The sequence below is a fragment of the Bradyrhizobium sp. 44 genome (assembly GCF_023073095.1).
Lineage (GTDB): Bacteria > Pseudomonadota > Alphaproteobacteria > Rhizobiales > Xanthobacteraceae > Bradyrhizobium.
Window position 1 is genome coordinate 1 of record NZ_JADPIY010000008.1, and the last position, 17,286, is coordinate 17,286.

Genomic DNA, 17,286 nt, shown 5'->3' on the forward strand with positions numbered 1-17,286 from the left:
TGTCGTCGGCCGAGAACTGCCGGCGTCGGCCGCTCTCCGTGATGACCTCGACCCGGCGAACCGAGGTCCTGGGCTCAAGCATATGGTCAAGCTTAGACAAAAGCCGATCTCCAATCAGAGATCGATCATGCCTCGCTCGACGCCTTCAATGGAAGGTGGGACCGAAACAGCGCTTACTTTGTATCCACGACCGCATGAATCTTACTGGTCAACCCGCCGCGTGACCGCCCCATGCATTGTCTTTTGTTCCGGTTGATGCAGGCTCCATGTTGATGCACACGGACAATCGACGTGTCGATCATTTGCACGGCGTCATCGTGGGCGGCTGCCAACGCGTTCATAATCGCCGCCCACACACCTGCGCGTCTCCAACGAACGAAGCGATTGTAACAAGTGGTATACGGGCCGAAGGCGTCTGGTAGATCCCGCCATGGTGCCCCGGATCGTAGCACCCAGTAGATGCCATTGAGGACGCGACGGTCATTCACCCGCGGCACACCGCGCGGCTTGTTTGGCAGCATCGGCTTAATGGCAGTCCATTCCTCGTCGGAGAGTTCGTAGCGCATGATTCGGCCCCATCGTTAGGGGATTTGAATCATGGCTCGGCAGCCAGGCTCAATGGGCCCAGCCGACGGATGGCCGCGATGTGCCCGAAAGCGGACGCATTATGCTCACTCTGAGTTTTGTCGAGTTTGACCCAAACCGGACATTTCGCGATGCGCTTCCAGCGGAGATCACATGAGCCGGTACTATCCTTCGACTCCGGATGATGGCGGAGTGACTAGGCTGATGATTGCCGACGCTTGCGAAGGCTGCACCCTTTTAAGATGGGCCCGCATTCTCAACGATCGTCCTACTTCCGATACATCGGCTTGGCGGCTGTGGGCTCCGGAGCGGCGTTCGAAAGTGAGAACGTGACCCAGGCGGTATAGCCTTCGGGCCGGTTCTGGGCCGCGAAGTCCTTGTAGGCCTTCACGTTGAGGTAGCCCTGGTAGTCCTTGGAGAGCGGCAGGATGAAGCCGATCTGCGGGCCGATGCCGACAACACGCCCCTTGAAGTCACCGAGCGTCGCGCCGACGCCGGTGTCGCCGGTGATCTGCTGAAAGTAGTAGCCGGCCAAGCCGACATGGACGGTCTTGCTGACGAACTGCGAGGCACCCCAGTCGAGGTGGAAGTCGATGCCGTTCTGGTACTGCAGCGCGTTGTTCATGCCGCTGTAGGTGAAGCCGCCGGCGACCGAGAACTCATGTCCGGATTTCGGATCCAGGTAGGTGTAGCCGGCACCGAAGTCGACGGCGGTGAAACCGAAGCTGAGGTTGGACAGGCGGTTCGGATCGTAGGTGCCACTGGGGATGTTGCCGGTGACGTAGATCATCTCGTTGTGAACGCCCTGGTTCCACTTCAGCGCGCCCTGATAGAGCACGTCGGACACTGTGGCCCGGCTGTCCTTGATGCCGCCGGAGATCGCGTTGCCGGCCGGACCGGTCAGCCTGGCATCGATCCCGACATCGACATTGCCGGGCGCGGCGAAGACGGCGACCGTGGCCTGGCCGCCGAGCACCGGTGTCGCGAAGGTGTAGGAGATGCCCTGGACGAGGGCGTCGGCTTTGGCGTTGAGGCCGACCACTACGGAGCCGCCCTTGATGAAGTCCTTGGCCCCGCCGGTGGATTGATCGAGATGGAGATAGATCGTCGTATAAGCCCACCCCGGAACGGTGGGCGCCGCGGCGAGACTGCCGAAGGTGCCGGGAAGCCAGAAGCTGAGGCCGCCGTTGTCGGCCTTGGCTGCGACCGGTGTCAGGAGAATGGCTGCGCATAAGCCGACGGCACCCGCCTTCCAACGTCCAACTCGCCCCATGACAGTCCCCTTTCTATCAGAATGGATTGACGTAGTTCAGGATTGCGGTCTGCCGCAGCAGCACCCGCCGGACCATATGCGTCGCTTTCAGTCGATCGGTATAGATCGCGGCCTCTCCTACGCTTCCGGCCGGCAGGGATCGTGCGAACCCCGCGTCGTCGAGCACCACCCGCGCCACGAACGGTGTCGCCTGGATGGTCTTCGGCATCGCCGCGGCTCCGGAGGTCTGGACCTGGCCGGTGGCGATGGCTTGCAGTACGCTCTCGACCTTTCCGCCGTAGACATTACCGGGCATGAACTTGAACGTGACCTCGACCGACTGGCCGGGCCTGACGTAGCGGGCGTCGTTCTGCGGGATCTCGACTCCGACAATGGTGTCTGAGGTGTCGATGAAGGCCATGACCGGCGTCAGCGGCAGGTTGGCGACCCGGGCCCCCTTCCGGAGAGCCACATTGGTGACGTAGCCGTCGCCCGGCGCCCGCACGGTGGTCTTATCGAGATTCCACTTTGCGCCATCGAGCTGCGCCTTCAACTGGTCCACTTCCGACTGTCGCTGCTGCACGTCGAAGCCGCGACCGGCGTCGCGCTCGAACAGGCTCGTCATCTGGGACAGCCGCATGTCGGACAGCTTCAACTGGGCTTCGATCGCCGAGACCTGCGCGTGGTACGGTACAGGGTCGATCCGGAACAGGATGTCACCGGCCTTCAACGTCGCGTTGGCCGCGACAGGGACTTCCGTCACCTCGCCGGCGACGTCCGGAACGATGGCTACCGAATTGCGGACCACGATGGCCGGCCCTTGCGGGGCGCCCCAGCCCATCGGAATCAGCAGCCCGAACATGAGCAGGACGAGGACGATGAACGGCGACAGCTTCCAGAACAGGTTGAAGCGGACGATCTGGAAGTGCACCAGCAGGAACAGCAGCACCAGGTAGCTGTTGATGATCGCGGCACCCACTACGGCTGCTCCGCCGGTTTATGCCGCGCCGGCGCGTCGACATATGCCCAAACCAATGAAACCGGCCAAAGCGCGAAGCCGCAGATCAGCGTGATCCAGCCGGCTACCGTCACCGCCTCGGCCCACGGGTGTCCGCGGGTCTTGGCGATGTGCCCCGGAAGCCAGCCGGCGATACAGAACACGCCGATCGCGCTGGTGACCAGAATGATCAGCACGACCCAGGCGAAGATGTCGTAACCGCTCATCGGCCATCACCTGTGTTCGGTAACAACATCATCGGATATGTTCACTTGGTCTCGATGAATACCTTGGCGATCCTGCCGTTGAATCGGTTGCTCTCCCCTTCGGGATACGCGTCGCTCACCCGCGACGCTATATCCCGGCCGACGTCCATCCCGTCGATCGAATACGCAAACGCCGGGGTTTTTGGCACCTTTGCTTCGCCCACCAAAGCGTCGTCGATGTACAGCCGTGAGTTGCCGCCCTTCCCGAACTCCTTTCCACCCTCGTAGACGAAGTCGTACTTCACGACATGTTTGCCGGGCGTGAGTGCGGTCGACGATGTGACGGGATAGTTCTCCTGCCCAACGTAGTTCCACTCGAATGCTGGCTTGCCGGACTTGACGTACAGCACCCAGCCGCCGGTGAGGCCGCCATTCGCGAGCAGCACACCCTCAGCCGGCCTGCCATCCGGCACCTCGATATTGGACACGATGGTGAACGACTTGTTCTTGGTGTTGATGAGCGCATCGGGACCGGGAAGGCTCATGCTTTCGTAGAGCGTCATGGACGTCCGCCCGGCAAGCAACTCGGGACGGCCGGCAATCTCGGCGTTGAAGCGCTCCACATACCGCGGATCGATCGGCAGCACGTGATACTTCGCCCCTTCCGTCATGAAAGCGTCCTGCATCTCCTTGAGCTTGCCCGGATTGGACGCGGCAAGGTCGTTGGCGAGCGAGAAGTCGACGGTCTCGTTGTAGAGCTCCCAGGTGTCTTGCTCCAGAGGCGTAGTAGGCGTCTTCGGCACCCACGGGATGAGGCGCGTCGCACCGGCGAACCAGCCGTCGTGATAGACGCCCCGATTGGAGTTGATCTCGAAATACTGCGTGGTGTGCTGCTCTTTGGCATTCACATCGTCGAAAGAGTAGCGCATGCTGACGCCCTCGATCGGCCGTTGCGTGAAGCCGTTCACCTCCTTCGGTTGCGGCAAGCTCGCGACGTCGAGCACAGTGGGCGCCAGGTCGATCACGTGGGCGAATTGGCGGCGCAATTCGCCCCGCGCTTTGATCCCTTTCGGCCACGAGACGACCAATCCATTGCGCGTGCCGCCGTAGTCTGACGCAACCTGCTTGACCCACTTGTAGGGCGTGTCGGTCGCGACGGCCCAGCCGGCGGCGTAGTGGTTGTTCGCCGTCGGGCCGCCCAAGTCGTCCAACTTCTTCAATTGAAGCTCGATCGGCTCTTCCACGCCGTTGGCGATCGCCATCTCGTTGAACAGGCCGTGCATGCGTCCTTCGCCGCTGGCGCCGTTGTCGCCCAGAATGTAGTAGACAAGCGTATTGTCGAGCACGCCGAGTTCTCCGACCGCGTCGACGAGGCGGCCGATCTCATGATCCGCGTAGTTTGCATAGCCGGCATAGACCTCCATCTGCCGGGCAAACAGCTTCTTCTCATCGGCGCTGAGCTTGTCCCAGTCCTGGATATCCTTGGGTTTCGCTGCGAGCTTGGTGCCGGCGGGCGCGATGCCAAGTTCGATCTGGCGCGCCAAGGTCTGCTCGCGCAGCTTGTCCCAGCCCATGTCGAACTTGCCCTTGAACTTCGCGATCCACTCCTTGGGCGCCTGGTGCGGCGCGTGTGTGGCGCCGGGAGCGAAGTAGACGAAGAATGGCTTGTCGGGCGCGATCGCTTTCTGCTGCCGCACATAGGCGATCGAGCGATCGGCCATGTCGGTCATGAAGTGGTACCCCGGCTTGGTTGGCGGATCGATCTTCGTTTGTCCATCGTAGAGGTTGGAGGGTTGCCATTGGTCGGCTTCGCCGCCGAAGAATCCGTAAAACACCTCCATGCCCGACTGCGTCGGCCAGCTTTTGAAACTGCCAACGACCGAGTAATCCCAGGTGGGGACCTCATGCGTCTTGCCGAAGTGTGCGGTGTTGTAGCCGTTCTGCTTGAGCGTCTCGGCCAGCGGCGCGATATCCTGCGGGCGCTCGGCGGTATAGCCGGGCATGGCTGTCGCCATCTCGGCGATCGTGCCCATGTTGACGGAGTGCGAGTTGCGGCCGCTCAGCAGCGCCGCGCGGGTAGGTGCACACATGGCTGTCGTGTGGAACCGAGTGTAGCGCAAACCTTGGGCAGCCAATCTATCGGCCGTCGGCATTGGGATCGGCCCGCCGAATGTGCTTGACGCGCCGTAGCCATAGTCGTCCAGCAGGATGACCAGAACGTTGGGCGCCCCTTTGGGTGCGGTCACCTCGAAGCGGGCTGGCGGCTTGACGTTCCGCGCGTCAAGCTCGGTAATGGCCGGCGGTTTCGGTTCCCGAATGGGTAGGACGCTGCGATCCAGTCCAGTCTGGGCAAACCCCGGCACCAGCCATACCGCAGACGAAACCAATGCGCTGGCTGCCAATATGGAAGTCACTTTGCGTCGCATTGGTATCTCCCTTGCTCTTGTTGCTCTTGTTGCTCTCGCTGATGTCGTGGCTGACTGCTTCCGCGGAAGACGCAGCGAAACCCTAGATGGCTGGTCGATGTGTCGAGTTGCTCCGCGTGGCGCGCCGCTGGCCGGTAACGGCGGCAGTAGTTGGGCGCGCACAGATGCGAGCCGCCCTTGATCACCTTGCGCGGGATCCGGATGTTCGGCTGGTTCGGGTCGAAGCTGTCGGCTTCGCGCCCGCCGCGCGGATTCTCCGGGATGCAGCAAGCCTTCGGCGAATCGGCGTCGTGCTTCTGTGAATACCAGTCGGACGTCCATTCCCAGACATTGCCGGTCATGTCGTGGACGCCGTAGCCGTTCGGCGGGAACGCCGTCACTGGTGATGTGCGCTCATAGCCGTCGGCGTTGAGGTTTTGGCGGGGGAATTCGCCCTGCCAGGTGTTGGCCATGTGCTGGCCGCCTGGCGTGAACTCATCGCCCCAAGCGAATTCTTTGCCGTCGAAGCCGCCACGGGCGGCGAACTCCCATTCGGCCTCGGTCGGCAGATACTTGCCCACCCATTCGGCGTAGGCCAGCGCGTCGGCGTAGGCCACGTGGACCACGGGATGGTTGTCGAGCACGTTGATGTTGCTCTTCGGCCCGTAGGGATGGCGCCAATCGGCGCCCTTCATGAAATTCCACCACTGGCTCCAGTCGCGCAGGTTGCTCAGGCTCGGCGGCGGCGCGAACACCAGCGAGCCGGCGTAGATCATGTGAGGCAATGCGCCGGGATAGTCCTTCGGGTCGGGCGGCACCTCGGCGAACGTCTTGTGGCCGGTCGCCTTGACGAAGTCCTTGAATTGACGGTTCGTGACCGGTGTGCGGTCGATCCAGAAGCCGTCCACCGCCACCCGGTGAACAGGCGCTTCTTCCGGGTAATGATCATTCGAGCCCATGCGAAACGTCCCGCCGGGAATCCGCGCCATGTTCTTCGTCCGGATGTCCGTCCGTTCCTCGAGCATCGTCATTGCAAGCAATTCATTGTTTCAACCGCATTTCGATGACATCGATTGCAAGCAGATCCGTGTAGCGCTTTTCGGCCACCTCAACGTAGTCGTCGGCAAAGTGAGCGCCGCTTTCCTGCGACAGCGCTTGCCAGGCTGTCTGCTTCTCCGCGCGGCAGGACATGATCGCGTAGCGCGAGACCACTGGAGCGCTTTCTGCGCTTTTTGCGTAGCGCGTCGCTGCGGCATCGGCACAGGCTCGCCATTTTTTAAGGGCGGCTTTCGATTCTTCCTGTGCGGTGGCGGCAGAGCAGCAGGAAAGGCATACGACTGCAGCCACGATTAATCGGCACATTTCGCTGCTCCCGTTGAAGTCAAGGAATGCTGATAGGCAGCTTCGTTGGATAACGAACGTCTTGATCCCATGCGGAAGATTCCGCCGGGATCCGGGCCATAGTGACCATTCGGCATCCGTCGGTTCGGAGTGCTCGTCATTGCGAGAGCGCACCGCAACTAGCGACAGTAGTCCCAGAAACCCTGGGTGCGCGATGGATCAGTGTAGTACCAGCACATGCCCGGCGCGGGAGCGGCGCCCGCCCAGGCCGCAGCTGTCGCTGCGGTCACCATGCCGATCGCAGCACCGGCCGCGATGGCGCCGCCTCGAGGCCAGCGGTAGTGCGCGGGACGCGCCCAGCGCACTCCGCCGCCATGGTATCCCGGCCGGGCGACCGGGCCGCGCACGACGGTTCTGCTATGATAGACGCCGCCGCGCGGACCGACCGCAGTGCGCCTGGCAACGGCCCGCACCTGCAAGATGGGAGCACGTGACGATTGATCGATCGGATCGCCGCTTAGGATGGCGGTCGGCGCGAAAAGCGCCGCTTGGGATTGTGGGATCGCCCAGCACATCGTACTGAGAATGAACGAGGCGGACAGGACGATTTGCCGCAGCGGCTTCGAAGCTTGGTTTCGCATGGACTTCCCCCTTTGCTCGGCGTCGAGCATTGTTTTTGGTCAAGCGCCATCGTTCCCCCGCACGATGCGGCAGAGGAGCGAACGAATCTTTCCGCCTGCTATGCGGATCTCAACAGGTTGGCCAAACGGCGCGCTTTGATTTCGCGCCTTCTAAAGCCGGCCAGCGGACGCGCGCGGCCGGATAACGACTTCAACAGGTCAGATGGTTGCCCGCATGATCACCTTCTTTTCTGCGACCGTCGATCGCCGGGAAGGAAGCTTGTTCTTGTTCTTGAACGTAGATCAGCTCTTGGTTGCAAACCGATGCTAAGAGCGATCCGCGATGTTGGCAAACGGTATTTGCCCGAGGCGAGTGGGGCATTCGCCGTGAATTCAAGTGAATTGTATCTTTCGCGCCCTGGACAAGCGTCCTGCTCTTCATGCCTGGGTGATGCCGAGCGACGGCGTCATCCGAGTGAATCATCGAGAAGGGTTCAAGCCCACTCATTGCCGTTCCGATTGCCCGTGCATTTCCGCTGTTGGCCCGTTCGAGACGTGCCGGCCCGGTCTGACCGCGTCCGCTCATCGGATAGAATGGAAGTCATGGCCTCACGGCAAGCCGACGCTTTTGACATTCAACGGACATCGGTCCGGCGGAACGGGTTTAGGCTGCTAAATTGTTCGTATCCTCAGACTGGTACTGGCCTGTTTCCATCAGTGGCCTAGTCGTTGCAACTACAGCCCGGTGGCGTGCCGCCCCGAACGTTCCAATGCCTTGACTGCGAGCGGCCGGACCCGATGAAGTCGCCTCAGGTGCAGGCCATCATGGGCGCGTTACAGCCCATGAAGCCTCAGCAGTAGGGCCGCCGCCGGTCGGCGCGGTGATTTGCTTTGTTCACTTTTGAACTGAAGCGACTTAGGCTAGTTTACCCGTATCACCGGCCAGGCTTTGCCGTGGGCGTCGGTGGCTGAGAGATCGCGCGCTCCCGCCTGCATCACCGGGAGCGAAGCATGAACAGCGACAGCACCAGCTTTGAAACGCGGAAACTGCTAGAACGCGCCGATCGGGCCCTTAAGGAAAGTGTCCGCCTCCGGGCGCTCAATCGGGACATCAGGGAAAAGGCACAGATCGCCTTCTCTGAGGTTGAATGGCAGATTTCTCGGCCGATCAAAGAGTAAGGCGACCGAGTAGGCGACTTGGAACCGAACCATCGTCCCAAACATAGCGTTGAACCTCCATGCCGCGAGAAATCGCTATCACGCTATGGTCCTTAGCTGCCGCCTGCGTGGTGGCGTTTAGCTTTGCGGCTGTCCTCTCTCCTCACTAACTGAATATGCAAAACAGGCTAAGAGGCCGCCCTGACTTGGCGGCCTCTTCGTTGTCGCCAAGCGCAAGGAAATGGCCCCAAGCAACTCCGGGGCTGATCCAGCCGCGATTTTCATTACCGTTATGGTCGCGCTGGACGAGCACTATCCGCACGGTCTTTACACCGATCGCGCGCAAGCGATGCTGCGTGAATCCAGCATCGTTCAGGTGGTAGTCTCGCTCGATGGAGCGGGAGGACTCGGCATCGGTAGCCCGTATTCCTGCGCTCGCTTCGCCGCCAACTTTCGGTAGGACTGAGCTTGCGCCAGCAACTGGTCTTTGAGGCGTGAATCAGATCCATCTGCCGCAAGCGCTTCAAGCTGAGCTGCACGCTCAAGATAGTCCGTCAACTGCTTCACTGGTCCCTACTTCCTGGGAAGGCCGTCCTCTTGTCGCGCCACGCCGGGTTTGACGGCCTTCAAAAGGTCGCTCAACGGCGGGGGCGGGGCAGTGTTTGGCTTGGTCAACCAGTCGCTCATCTGGGCCGCCTTTTCCGCCTGATCCGCACGCTTCATTAGAAGCTCGCGTTCGGTGCCCGGAGCAAGCCGCTCTGCGGCTTCCCTAGACTTTGCCGCCTCTTCCATCAGGCGATCCGTGAATGTCTTGCTATGCGTGACCCGACGACGCTCGATCATGTGTTACTCCCACCTTGCACCGCGAAGTGGCGCTATCGGACCTTGACACAACAACCCAGAACGGGAACATAAGTTCCATCGCAGGAACGAGCGAACGGGAAGGCGATGACCCTAGCGCATCGTGTCAGGTCCAACCTATAAGTCGTACTGGAAGAGGTTTGCCGTGAGCTTCCGAACGGCGGTGACGACGACCTTCGGAAGATGGTCGCGGAGCGGCTTCTGAAAGCTGCGGAAGCGGGACAACATTCGCTTGGGGAGCTTCGGGCTGTTGGCCTTCGGGCGTTGCAGAAACATCCACACGGCCCAGGAGAAGCGCTCAGTAGTGACAACGGGCTTGCCGATGATACCCGCTTCCGGCGCGATGCAAGAGCGTAAAATCTCTTTCGCGCGACGACTGCCATCGCTGCGGTCATAAGCCAAGGTTCGTGACTTCGATCCTTGATCCGACAACGGGCCGCACATTTCGAATCTCTCGGTGTGGCAGTTACGGTGAGCAGTCATGGCGGTCAGAGGCATCTGAAGGAATGAAGGAGTTGGGTACACTGCGCTCGGAGTGGCGGTATGGCGTCTGTGCTTCTGGTCGAGGATGAATCGCTTATCCGCATGATGATTGCGGATATGCTGGCGGAGCTAGGTCACAGCCTCGCTGGTGAGGCTAACGATTTGCAAAGCGGCCTTTTGCTTGCTTCTGCGCCCGGTGTTGATGCGGCCATTCTCGACATACAGCTTGGAAGAGATAGCTGCGAACCCATCGCAGAAGCGCTGCGAGGCAGGGGCATTCCATTTGCCTTCGCGAGCGGATACGGCGCGGGCGGCGTACCCACGGGCTTCAAGGATCATCCGGTCCTTCAAAAACCATTCCCAATGGACGAGCTTGAGCGCTGTCTAGCGACACTGTTGCGCTAACAAATGCCCGTCGTTTGTTCCATGACGCGATGAAGGTCTTCCTCAGAGAACGGCTTCCTGAGCAAGGGAAAGCCATCACGCCTTCGCTCCCGGCCCGATAGCTGTAAAACTTTCAGCGTTGGGCGAGCCCGCGTTGCACGTTCGGCCAGTTCATGGCCATCCATCCCCGGCATGTTGATGTCCGTGATCAAAATCGAAACGTCTTCGTTCCTCGCCAGTGTATCGAGAGCTTCGGGGCCGCTATGCGCGCAAACAACTTTGCAGCCAAACTCTTCGAGCATGGACGCGATCACGGCGAGCACGCCGGGATCATCATCTACTATTAAAACTGTATGCGTCATGGCGGAACAACCTCGCCTAGTTAACCTATGCGAAGAGCTGAAGTTCCCCGATAGTGAGCCACAGGCCGCGCGGAGGCAAAGACCAATCTTCCCGCCATCAGCTTTCATTCCAGCCAAGCTATCTGACCTTGCCACGCAGAAAGTCGATGCACGTTCCTGCATTCGGCGCAACATGAAGAAATCGCAACAGCGTTTGGTCATGGCTTCGCGGCTCTCGTCGGGCCGCCTCAGTGGGCAGCATCTTTCTTCGCCCGTAAGTGACTTCCGCTTGTGGCCCTTCGGCGACCTCGGAAGACGTCCGCTTTCCCGCCGCTGTTAGCAGTTGAGCGGACATCAGGGGCCAGCTGCTTAATGAGTACACAGCCTAGTTTATGAAGTTTCTCTGGCGTTTCAGCGATGACCTGAACCAGCATCTCAGCGATCCTCCGGAGTGATGCGTGGTGGTCCTCCGAGCAAGCTCTGCATCACTCTGCCAGTTGGAGCTGCGGGAAGTTAGTTGAATTGTTCTGCTAACAGATCATCGAATGGCAGCGTTTCAGTTCAGAGTTAAGGATCCTTGACAGGTTACGCACAATACGGGGTCGTGGTCATGCGAGGAGGCCTACCAACCGAATGAATATTGGACGTGTCTTAGCATCGTTATGAAGTTGTCGACGTAGACACCGTGGCTGTATTGCCGATCTGCAGCGACAAGGCTGCTGAGAATGAATAAGGCAATCAAAAGTACTCTGGCCATAATGCGGCATCCTGCGCTTCAATCGTTGCTACGGCGCTAACGAAGCCCTCCGTAGAAATGCAGACAGACGCTCACGAACAATAATCCGTCTTGGTAAAGGCTAGAGATAGATCGTCGTAGCTGGCGCGACGCGCTTACTCTCCGCCCTGTCAAAGCACTTGGTCGTCAACCCTCTATTTACCAGACGAACGAGGACCGCGCGCCGTCCAAGCTTAATCTCAACTGACTCGTGACGGACCGAAAAATCCCAAGTGTCCGGATTTGAGGACACCGGTCCGGTGCCCGGCCTAGGAATGGTACAAGCTGGTAGAGGAGCGTAGCGTTAGGACATGGGCCAACTGACAGGTTGAATCTCGACTCCGACGAAGCTCTCTTGCCTCACCATCTGGGGTCTTGCGAGGTCTGGCTCTCTGCCGCGCTTCCGTCCAAGCACCCCTGTTGTCGCCACTTTGCGATACTGCACGCTGGCGATCCGAGCGATCAGTGTTGTCTGCCCAGTGAAGCAGAACGAGTAAATGACCATTAGACGTGCCAAACAAGAAGCGGATCCTTGAAAGTGCGGCTGTTTTGCCCGCAGTGTTTCGGATGGCTCGACGTCAGCTTGAGGTCTGCAGCGATGGTCTTTGGAATCGGCAGTCACATCGCGTTTACCTCAATTCCCGAAAGCGCCTGTTCGCGCAAAAACCGTCCCAACGATCTCCAGTGAGCAGCAGCAGGGCGCTTTCGAAGCACCTTGCGCGTCTCGCGGCATATCCAGAACGGACTATCGTAAAGGGGAGAAAGTGCCCAGAAGGTAGGGCCTCCAGAGCGGGAGCCCGGAGTCCGCACGATACTAGGCTCCCGCTCCATCGCGACCCGGTTGCCGGCGATCTGGACAGTTGGCCGTTGCCCGAGTTTCTAGGGCGAAGGAGCGCTCGCCGCTAGAGCCTGAAGTTGACGGTGCCCGGCCTTGTTCCATATTATCCATTCCAAACCAAGCCACTGAGGAAGCAGGATGACGCTGCGGATCGCGGGAAGTCGAATATGGAAATCGTCTTGGAAGAGACGAGCCGGGAGCTTCCGAGCGGAGGCGATCATGAGAGCCGCAAGCTAATTGCCGAACAGCTACTTGCAGTTGCCCAAGCCGGGGGACATCACATTGAATGAGCTACGGGCCGCTGCGCTTCGAGCATTTCCTAGTGCAGCAAAACTGGCGCGTTCATAGGACTTGGAGGTGCCTCATGGCGGCAGTATTTCTGTAGAGGATGAAGCACTTATTCAGATGATGATAGCCGATATGCTGGCAGAGCTAGGCCATTCGGTTGTGGCCGAAGCCGGTGATCTGGTCTCCGCCCTAGAGCACGCCAATACCACGAATTTCGATTTCGCTGTGTTGGACGTCTTGCTGGGCCGCACCAGTAGTGAGCCAGTTTGCCCAAGTTCTCGCACAACGCAACGTTCCGTCGTTTTCGCGAGCTGGTACGGCGCCGACGGAGTACCTGTCCGATTTCAGGAGCGACCGCTCCTCACCAAGCCTTTTCAAATCGATCAACTCAATGGCCGTATGGCCAAGCTGTTGGATCGAACCTGAAGGCGGAACGGCGAACCAGCCAAGAAGTTACGGAAGTACCTGTAAACAGAGGTCATTCGTGATGCCCCGCTACTACTTCAACGTTACTCACGAACACACGGAGATTGACCGCGTCGGCGAGGAGTTGCCGGACAAACATGCAGCCTGGAAAGAGGCGACCGTGATGGCCGGTCAGACGTTGCAGGGCATTGACGGAAAGCTGCGGCCTGGGCGGGAATGGCGGATGGATGTTACAGACGAATTCCGAAACACTCTCTTCGTCCTGCACATCAATGCCGAAAAACCTGAGTGACGATCGTAGATTGGTCAGAAGAACGGCCAGCTTGATGAACCCTCGAAGCTTTACCCTCGCGGCAAGGCGATTGTAAGGAACAGGGTGGAGCTTGCCGTTACGAGGATGCTTCGGACGGCCTAGGGAGGCGGCAGAAGGGTTCGCAATTTATCGCTCAACTGGTCGACGGAGAAGGGCTTCCCGATGGCGGGAGCATTCCTGAACTCCTCCTCGAGGGCAGGCCCGCCGTAGCCAGTGCTGAAGAGAAAAGGAATACTCCGCTCGCGCAGGATCCGAGCTGCCGGGAAGACAAGCTCTCCAGCCAGATTTACATCAAGGAGCGCGACATCGATGGATGCGGTTGTCGCAAGTTGGCAGGCCTTTTTCAGATGGGCAGCCGACGCCACAACCTTCAACCCCAATTCCTCAAGCATATCTTCGATCATGAGCGCCACCAATCCTTCGTCCTCGACGAGGAGAACCCTAGCGCCCGACATGTCAGCCATTAGATGCTGGGACCTTAACGGGGAATGCAATGCTGCAGCTTGTGCCCTCCGGCTCGAACACCAATTCGAAATCCCCGGCGAGGTCATGTTCTATGCAGCGCTCCATCAACCGTGTGCCGAATCCTCGCCGTTTGGGCGGCACAACAAGGGGGCCCCCGCGTTCACGCCACTCGCATTCGAGCACGCCTTGCGACTGTTCACCATCCCCGATGCTCCAGGTGAGCGACACGGACCCGCCCGGCGCGGAGAGTGCGCCATATTTGGCAGCATTGGTCAGAAGCTCGTTGAGCACCATGGTGATACTCAAGGCCGTCCGCGGGTCGAGATCGACGTGCGGTCCGCCTGCCACGACGCGCCCGCCCGACACTGGAGCGACGATATCGTGGACCAGCTTTTCGAAAGGGGCGCCTTGCCAGTTTCTTTGGGTAAGCAGATCATGCGCTCCGGCGAGCGCCAGCAACCTTCCCGTGAAAGTCGGGAGAAACTCTTGCAGATCTGCAGCATGGCGAGCCGTCTGGCTCGCAAGTGACTGCACCGTGGCTAGCGTATTCTTCACACGGTGGTTCAGTTCGTCGATGAGCACCTTTTGGGCATTCTCGGCCTGTTTGCGCTCGCTGATATCGACAAGCATGTTGATGGCGCCCACCATGTTTCCTTCCGAATCGCGCAGCGGCGTCGGATAAGGAATGAATGGGACGCGTCTGCCATCTGGACGTTCGGCAATTGCTTCGGCCCCGCGAACTGGGCGGTTTTCACGTAGCGCGACTGCCATCGGGCATTCATTGTGCGGCAGAGGCGAACCGTCAGGCCAATATAGCTTCCAAGTTACACACCATTCGTCGCCAGGCTGGGGGGTTCTGCCCGCCATCTCGACCGCCGCTCGATTGAAGAAATTGATCCGGCCCTCAGCGTCAGTCGTGTAGATTGCGGCGGGCAATGCCTCAAGGAGATCGCGCATGCGCTGCTCGCCTTCGCGCAAACGATCCTCTAACTGTTTGGCGGTGGTGACGTCCTGGGCAACACGGACGCCGTAAAGAAAGCGGCCATCCGCATCGCGCACCGACGAACTAAAAATATCAAGGTGGCGCATGGAGCCGTCAGGTCGCAATACGCGCTTTCGGGTGGTGTAGTTCTCGATGTCGCCATGGACTTGCCGCGCATACAGCTCAGCGTCATCCGCCTGATCATCCGGATCGGTGTAATCCAGGAAGGTCATTCCAAGCAATTGGTCGCGCGAACGGGCCGTGATGCGGCATATGGAATCATTTACGCGCAAGAACCGCCCGTTCTCGTCTGTCTCGGAGATGCCGACGCTCGCAGCCTCATAGGTCGCCGCGAGACGGGCTTCACTGACTCGTCGAGCCTCTTCGGCAGCATGGAGTTTAGAGACGTCGATGGTGAAGCAGCGTGTATTAACAAACTTGCCATCGACGAAGCGGCTGTTCGATGTAATCAGCACATGCTTCACCGACCCATCGCGCGCCCGCAGCCGCGCGGGATAGCGATCGAGCGGTTCGCCGCATGAAAGGCGCTGTAGGATGTCACCGATCACCGGAGCGTCGGCATGAAACTCTGCGATATGGCGGCCAATGTACTCCTCGGGTCTGTACCCGAGCATGTCCAGTTCGGCTTTGTTGGCTCGGAGAACAATACCCTCGCCGCTGACTATATGGAGACCTACGGCTCCATTCTCGAAGAAGTCCTCCAGGTCCTGCTTCGTCCGGCGGACTTCCTCCTCGATCTGCTTGCGTCCTGTGATGTCCTGGAAGCAGTTGATCGCACCTTGGATGCGGCCGGAGCGGTCGCGCAACGCTCGGATGTTGACTAAAGCGGTGAAGCGCGAGCCATCAGGTCGCGCCATGATGACTTCGGCGTTGCGCGTAGGCGCGCCCATCTGAACGGCCGTGGCCATGGGGCATTCGCTGTGGGCAAGCGGGGTTCCATTCAGGAGATAAAGCTGATGGGAGCCGCAGAAACGCTCCTTCTTGGCCATATCGGGCGTCCGGCCCCACAGCTCAACCGCCTCACTGTTGTAGGCGACGAGAAGTCCCTCTGCATCGCAGAGGTATACTGCACCAGGAATGGCGTCGAGTGCGGCGTGACCGGCCGCTACAAGCGCCTCGAACTCCGTCGGATGACGACGGGCAGAGACCGGAAAATCCTCAACATTGGACATGAAAGCATCTCTCGGGGCGAGAGGAGCGAAGGCCGCCAACGCCGGCCAACTGTCCGAAAAGGGAGATCGGCGGACTCCCCCGCTGGGCCGCCGAACAAGCCCCAACGTCTCGTGCGTCGGATGGTTCCCTAATAGCATCCCGAAAGCGGCTTTGCGATAGTACTAAGGTGACTATTACGCCAGGGTAGTTATCGTTGGTACTGGCACGAATAAAGCGTGGGCGGTCACATTGCAGAGGCCGACCCTGCGGTAACTGAATCGAGAGGTTGCTCGCGAATTCGAGAGCCCTATCCGCGGGAGAGTTCCCGCGGCGCGGAGCGCTGGTACGCTAGCTGCTTGAACGAGTCTCGGCTCGCCAAGCACAACCGCGAAAGAAGCTCTGCTGAAAACAACCTGGTGCTTGCGGCTGGTCAGCGGATTCCCAGATTCAGCTCGCCAAGCGCGGCCGCAGCAGACCGCTGGACGCAGCATGGACACTAGCACAACCGAGTGGTACAAAGCTGCTAACAGGGGATTCGATAAGTAATTGATTTTGCTGTAATCTTATGGCGGCGGGCCCAATCCTTTCCTGGGCACCATCTCCTACTCAAGCGATTGAAATCGCTTCTGCAGGGAATTTGAGCTGCTGACCGGTACACAAAACCGAGGCACGGCGCTCATGGCGTACCGAATGGCCTACATCGCTCGTCCGGTCGGCTCGGATCGCAGGCGATCTGGAGGCGGCTGGCTTCAGTCGCTCAGGCAAGCGCTACGCGCCGACAGCCGTTGCCCGGATGCTAGGTGAGCTATGAACGACGTCCACCGCGCTCGCGGCCGAAGTTGTCGTCGCTATGTGGGAAAAGGTCGGCAAAGCTGATGACCCCAAGCGCCTAGGAGATCTCAGTGCTCGTTGACCGCAGCGCCGAGCTTGATCAGGCTCAGTGAGCGGTTCGCGGTCTCGCGCAGGCGGCAGTAGCTCGCGCTGCCCCGGTACATGCCGGGATCGACTTTGTCGAAGACCGCGCAGAAGCCATCACGCGACGCGGCGAAAGTTTTCTGCGACTCATTGACCGCCTTGATTACGTCGGCGAACCCGCCGGCCTGAACCTTCTTTAGCGCCTCATTGGTTTTCTGCGTCCAAATGGCGAGTTCGCGCGCCGCGCAGGCTTTCCATTTGGCGACATCGTCATTCGCGCCCTCTGCCGCTTTGATGCAGGGGTCGGCGACGAGCCCGACGCACGCGCCGCCGAAGCCGCCGGTTTTCTCCGCGGTCTTCAGGCAGCCATCGATCACCGCAAGTTCGGCTGGCGCGATGCCTTGGGCGAAAGCCATCGATGCGAGCGGGAGGCTTGCGGCGAGCATCGCGGCGGCAAGTTTGAGCTTCATTGGAGATC

18 protein-coding genes and 1 pseudogene are annotated in these 17,286 nt (G+C 60.0%); 5 read left to right on the top strand and 14 right to left on the bottom strand.

Features of this window, described 5'->3' with window-relative positions:
* Window positions 1-179: 179 nt before the first annotated feature.
* From IVB41_RS02060 to IVB41_RS02095, 8 genes and pseudogenes are all read right to left on the bottom strand, one after another.
* Window positions 180-566, bottom strand: a pseudogene (locus tag IVB41_RS02060) (IS5 family transposase); the annotation flags it as partial.
* A gap of 287 nt (window positions 567-853) precedes the next feature.
* Window positions 854-1,858 (bottom strand): transporter, encoded by a 1,005-nt coding sequence (locus IVB41_RS02065; protein WP_247426214.1) that lies wholly within the window; start codon window positions 1,856-1,858, stop codon window positions 854-856.
* A gap of 16 nt (window positions 1,859-1,874) precedes the next feature.
* Complete coding sequence (locus tag IVB41_RS02070; protein ID WP_247426216.1) at window positions 1,875-2,816, bottom strand: HlyD family secretion protein; 942 nt, start codon at window positions 2,814-2,816, stop codon at window positions 1,875-1,877.
* Window positions 2,816-3,061 (bottom strand): DUF3302 domain-containing protein, encoded by a 246-nt coding sequence (locus tag IVB41_RS02075; protein WP_247426218.1) that lies wholly within the window; start codon window positions 3,059-3,061, stop codon window positions 2,816-2,818. Before IVB41_RS02075 ends, IVB41_RS02070 begins: the two co-directional genes overlap by 1 nt.
* Before the next feature lie 41 nt (window positions 3,062-3,102).
* Entirely contained in the window at window positions 3,103-5,466 is a 2,364-nt protein-coding gene (locus IVB41_RS02080; RefSeq protein WP_247426220.1) for an arylsulfatase, read from the bottom strand.
* Window positions 5,451-6,476, bottom strand: coding sequence for a formylglycine-generating enzyme family protein (locus IVB41_RS02085; protein WP_247426222.1), 1,026 nt, complete (start codon window positions 6,474-6,476; stop codon window positions 5,451-5,453). Before IVB41_RS02085 ends, IVB41_RS02080 begins: the two co-directional genes overlap by 16 nt.
* A 10-nt stretch (window positions 6,477-6,486) precedes the next feature.
* Window positions 6,487-6,792: a hypothetical protein gene (locus IVB41_RS02090; protein WP_247426223.1), complete on the bottom strand. Its 306-nt coding sequence runs from the start codon at window positions 6,790-6,792 to the stop codon at window positions 6,487-6,489.
* A gap of 173 nt (window positions 6,793-6,965) precedes the next feature.
* Window positions 6,966-7,427, bottom strand: a complete 462-nt coding sequence (locus IVB41_RS02095) for a hypothetical protein (RefSeq protein WP_247426225.1) — start codon at window positions 7,425-7,427, stop codon at window positions 6,966-6,968.
* A gap of 990 nt (window positions 7,428-8,417) precedes the next feature.
* Here IVB41_RS02095 and IVB41_RS02100 point away from each other — a divergent pair.
* The gene (locus IVB41_RS02100) at window positions 8,418-8,585 is read left to right on the top strand and encodes a hypothetical protein (protein ID WP_247426228.1); all 168 of its coding nucleotides are present in this window, start codon (window positions 8,418-8,420) and stop codon (window positions 8,583-8,585) included.
* 220 nt (window positions 8,586-8,805) lie between these two features.
* On the top strand, window positions 8,806-9,024 hold the full coding sequence (locus IVB41_RS02105) for a hypothetical protein (RefSeq protein ID WP_247426230.1): 219 nt from the start codon (window positions 8,806-8,808) through the stop codon (window positions 9,022-9,024).
* Window positions 9,025-9,137: 113 nt separating this feature from the next.
* Here the strand turns inward: IVB41_RS02105 and IVB41_RS02110 are convergent, their stop codons facing one another.
* Complete coding sequence (locus IVB41_RS02110; RefSeq protein WP_247426232.1) at window positions 9,138-9,407, bottom strand: hypothetical protein; 270 nt, start codon at window positions 9,405-9,407, stop codon at window positions 9,138-9,140.
* 135 nt (window positions 9,408-9,542) lie between these two features.
* On the bottom strand, window positions 9,543-9,869 hold the full coding sequence (locus tag IVB41_RS02115; protein ID WP_247426234.1) for a hypothetical protein: 327 nt from the start codon (window positions 9,867-9,869) through the stop codon (window positions 9,543-9,545).
* A gap of 99 nt (window positions 9,870-9,968) precedes the next feature.
* Here IVB41_RS02115 and IVB41_RS02120 point away from each other — a divergent pair, with 99 nt between their 5' ends.
* Window positions 9,969-10,313, top strand: a complete 345-nt coding sequence (locus IVB41_RS02120; protein ID WP_247287510.1) for a response regulator — start codon at window positions 9,969-9,971, stop codon at window positions 10,311-10,313.
* On the opposite strand, the gene IVB41_RS02125 is transcribed toward IVB41_RS02120, so the two are convergent.
* Entirely contained in the window at window positions 10,310-10,654 is a 345-nt protein-coding gene (locus IVB41_RS02125; protein WP_247426236.1) for a response regulator, read from the bottom strand. The genes IVB41_RS02120 and IVB41_RS02125 overlap by 4 nt on opposite strands.
* Window positions 10,655-12,603: 1,949 nt before the next feature.
* On the opposite strand from IVB41_RS02125, the gene IVB41_RS02130 reads away from it, so the two are divergent.
* Window positions 12,604-12,960, top strand: a complete 357-nt coding sequence (locus tag IVB41_RS02130) for a response regulator (RefSeq protein ID WP_247426238.1) — start codon at window positions 12,604-12,606, stop codon at window positions 12,958-12,960.
* 61 nt (window positions 12,961-13,021) lie between these two features.
* A complete protein-coding gene (locus IVB41_RS02135) occupies window positions 13,022-13,252 on the top strand; it encodes a DUF6894 family protein (RefSeq protein WP_247426240.1) in 231 nt (76 codons plus the stop codon).
* Between the two features lie 119 nt (window positions 13,253-13,371).
* Here IVB41_RS02135 and IVB41_RS02140 read toward each other — a convergent pair whose 3' ends face one another.
* The 3 genes from IVB41_RS02140 to IVB41_RS02150 all read right to left on the bottom strand — a co-directional run bounded on the left by IVB41_RS02140 (window position 13,372) and on the right by IVB41_RS02150 (window position 17,278).
* Window positions 13,372-13,737: a response regulator gene (locus tag IVB41_RS02140; RefSeq protein ID WP_247426242.1), complete on the bottom strand. Its 366-nt coding sequence runs from the start codon at window positions 13,735-13,737 to the stop codon at window positions 13,372-13,374.
* Entirely contained in the window at window positions 13,730-15,913 is a 2,184-nt protein-coding gene (locus IVB41_RS02145) for a PAS domain S-box protein (protein ID WP_247426244.1), read from the bottom strand. The genes IVB41_RS02140 and IVB41_RS02145 overlap by 8 nt, the downstream gene beginning before the upstream one ends.
* 879 nt (window positions 15,914-16,792) lie before the next feature.
* Window positions 16,793-17,278, bottom strand: a complete 486-nt coding sequence (locus tag IVB41_RS02150; protein ID WP_027566185.1) for a lysozyme inhibitor LprI family protein — start codon at window positions 17,276-17,278, stop codon at window positions 16,793-16,795.
* Window positions 17,279-17,286 lie beyond the last annotated feature (8 nt).

Excerpts from the sequence above, each read along its gene's own strand:
- IVB41_RS02065 (WP_247426214.1), bottom strand. The coding sequence starts at position 1,858 with ATGGGGCGAGTTGGACGTTGGAAGGCGGGTGCCGTCGGCTTATGCGCA.
- IVB41_RS02075 (WP_247426218.1), bottom strand. The coding sequence starts at position 3,061 with ATGAGCGGTTACGACATCTTCGCCTGGGTCGTGCTGATCATTCTGGTC.
- IVB41_RS02080 (WP_247426220.1), bottom strand. The coding sequence starts at position 5,466 with ATGCGACGCAAAGTGACTTCCATATTGGCAGCCAGCGCATTGGTTTCG.
- IVB41_RS02085 (WP_247426222.1), bottom strand. The coding sequence starts at position 6,476 with ATGACGATGCTCGAGGAACGGACGGACATCCGGACGAAGAACATGGCG.
- IVB41_RS02095 (WP_247426225.1), bottom strand. The coding sequence starts at position 7,427 with ATGCGAAACCAAGCTTCGAAGCCGCTGCGGCAAATCGTCCTGTCCGCC.
- IVB41_RS02100 (WP_247426228.1), top strand. The coding sequence starts at position 8,418 with ATGAACAGCGACAGCACCAGCTTTGAAACGCGGAAACTGCTAGAACGC.
- IVB41_RS02105 (WP_247426230.1), top strand. The coding sequence starts at position 8,806 with ATGGCCCCAAGCAACTCCGGGGCTGATCCAGCCGCGATTTTCATTACC.
- IVB41_RS02110 (WP_247426232.1), bottom strand. The coding sequence starts at position 9,407 with ATGATCGAGCGTCGTCGGGTCACGCATAGCAAGACATTCACGGATCGC.
- IVB41_RS02115 (WP_247426234.1), bottom strand. The coding sequence starts at position 9,869 with ATGTGCGGCCCGTTGTCGGATCAAGGATCGAAGTCACGAACCTTGGCT.
- IVB41_RS02120 (WP_247287510.1), top strand. The coding sequence starts at position 9,969 with ATGGCGTCTGTGCTTCTGGTCGAGGATGAATCGCTTATCCGCATGATG.
- IVB41_RS02125 (WP_247426236.1), bottom strand. The coding sequence starts at position 10,654 with ATGACGCATACAGTTTTAATAGTAGATGATGATCCCGGCGTGCTCGCC.
- IVB41_RS02135 (WP_247426240.1), top strand. The coding sequence starts at position 13,022 with ATGCCCCGCTACTACTTCAACGTTACTCACGAACACACGGAGATTGAC.
- IVB41_RS02140 (WP_247426242.1), bottom strand. The coding sequence starts at position 13,737 with ATGGCTGACATGTCGGGCGCTAGGGTTCTCCTCGTCGAGGACGAAGGA.
- IVB41_RS02145 (WP_247426244.1), bottom strand. The coding sequence starts at position 15,913 with ATGTCCAATGTTGAGGATTTTCCGGTCTCTGCCCGTCGTCATCCGACG.
- IVB41_RS02150 (WP_027566185.1), bottom strand. The coding sequence starts at position 17,278 with ATGAAGCTCAAACTTGCCGCCGCGATGCTCGCCGCAAGCCTCCCGCTC.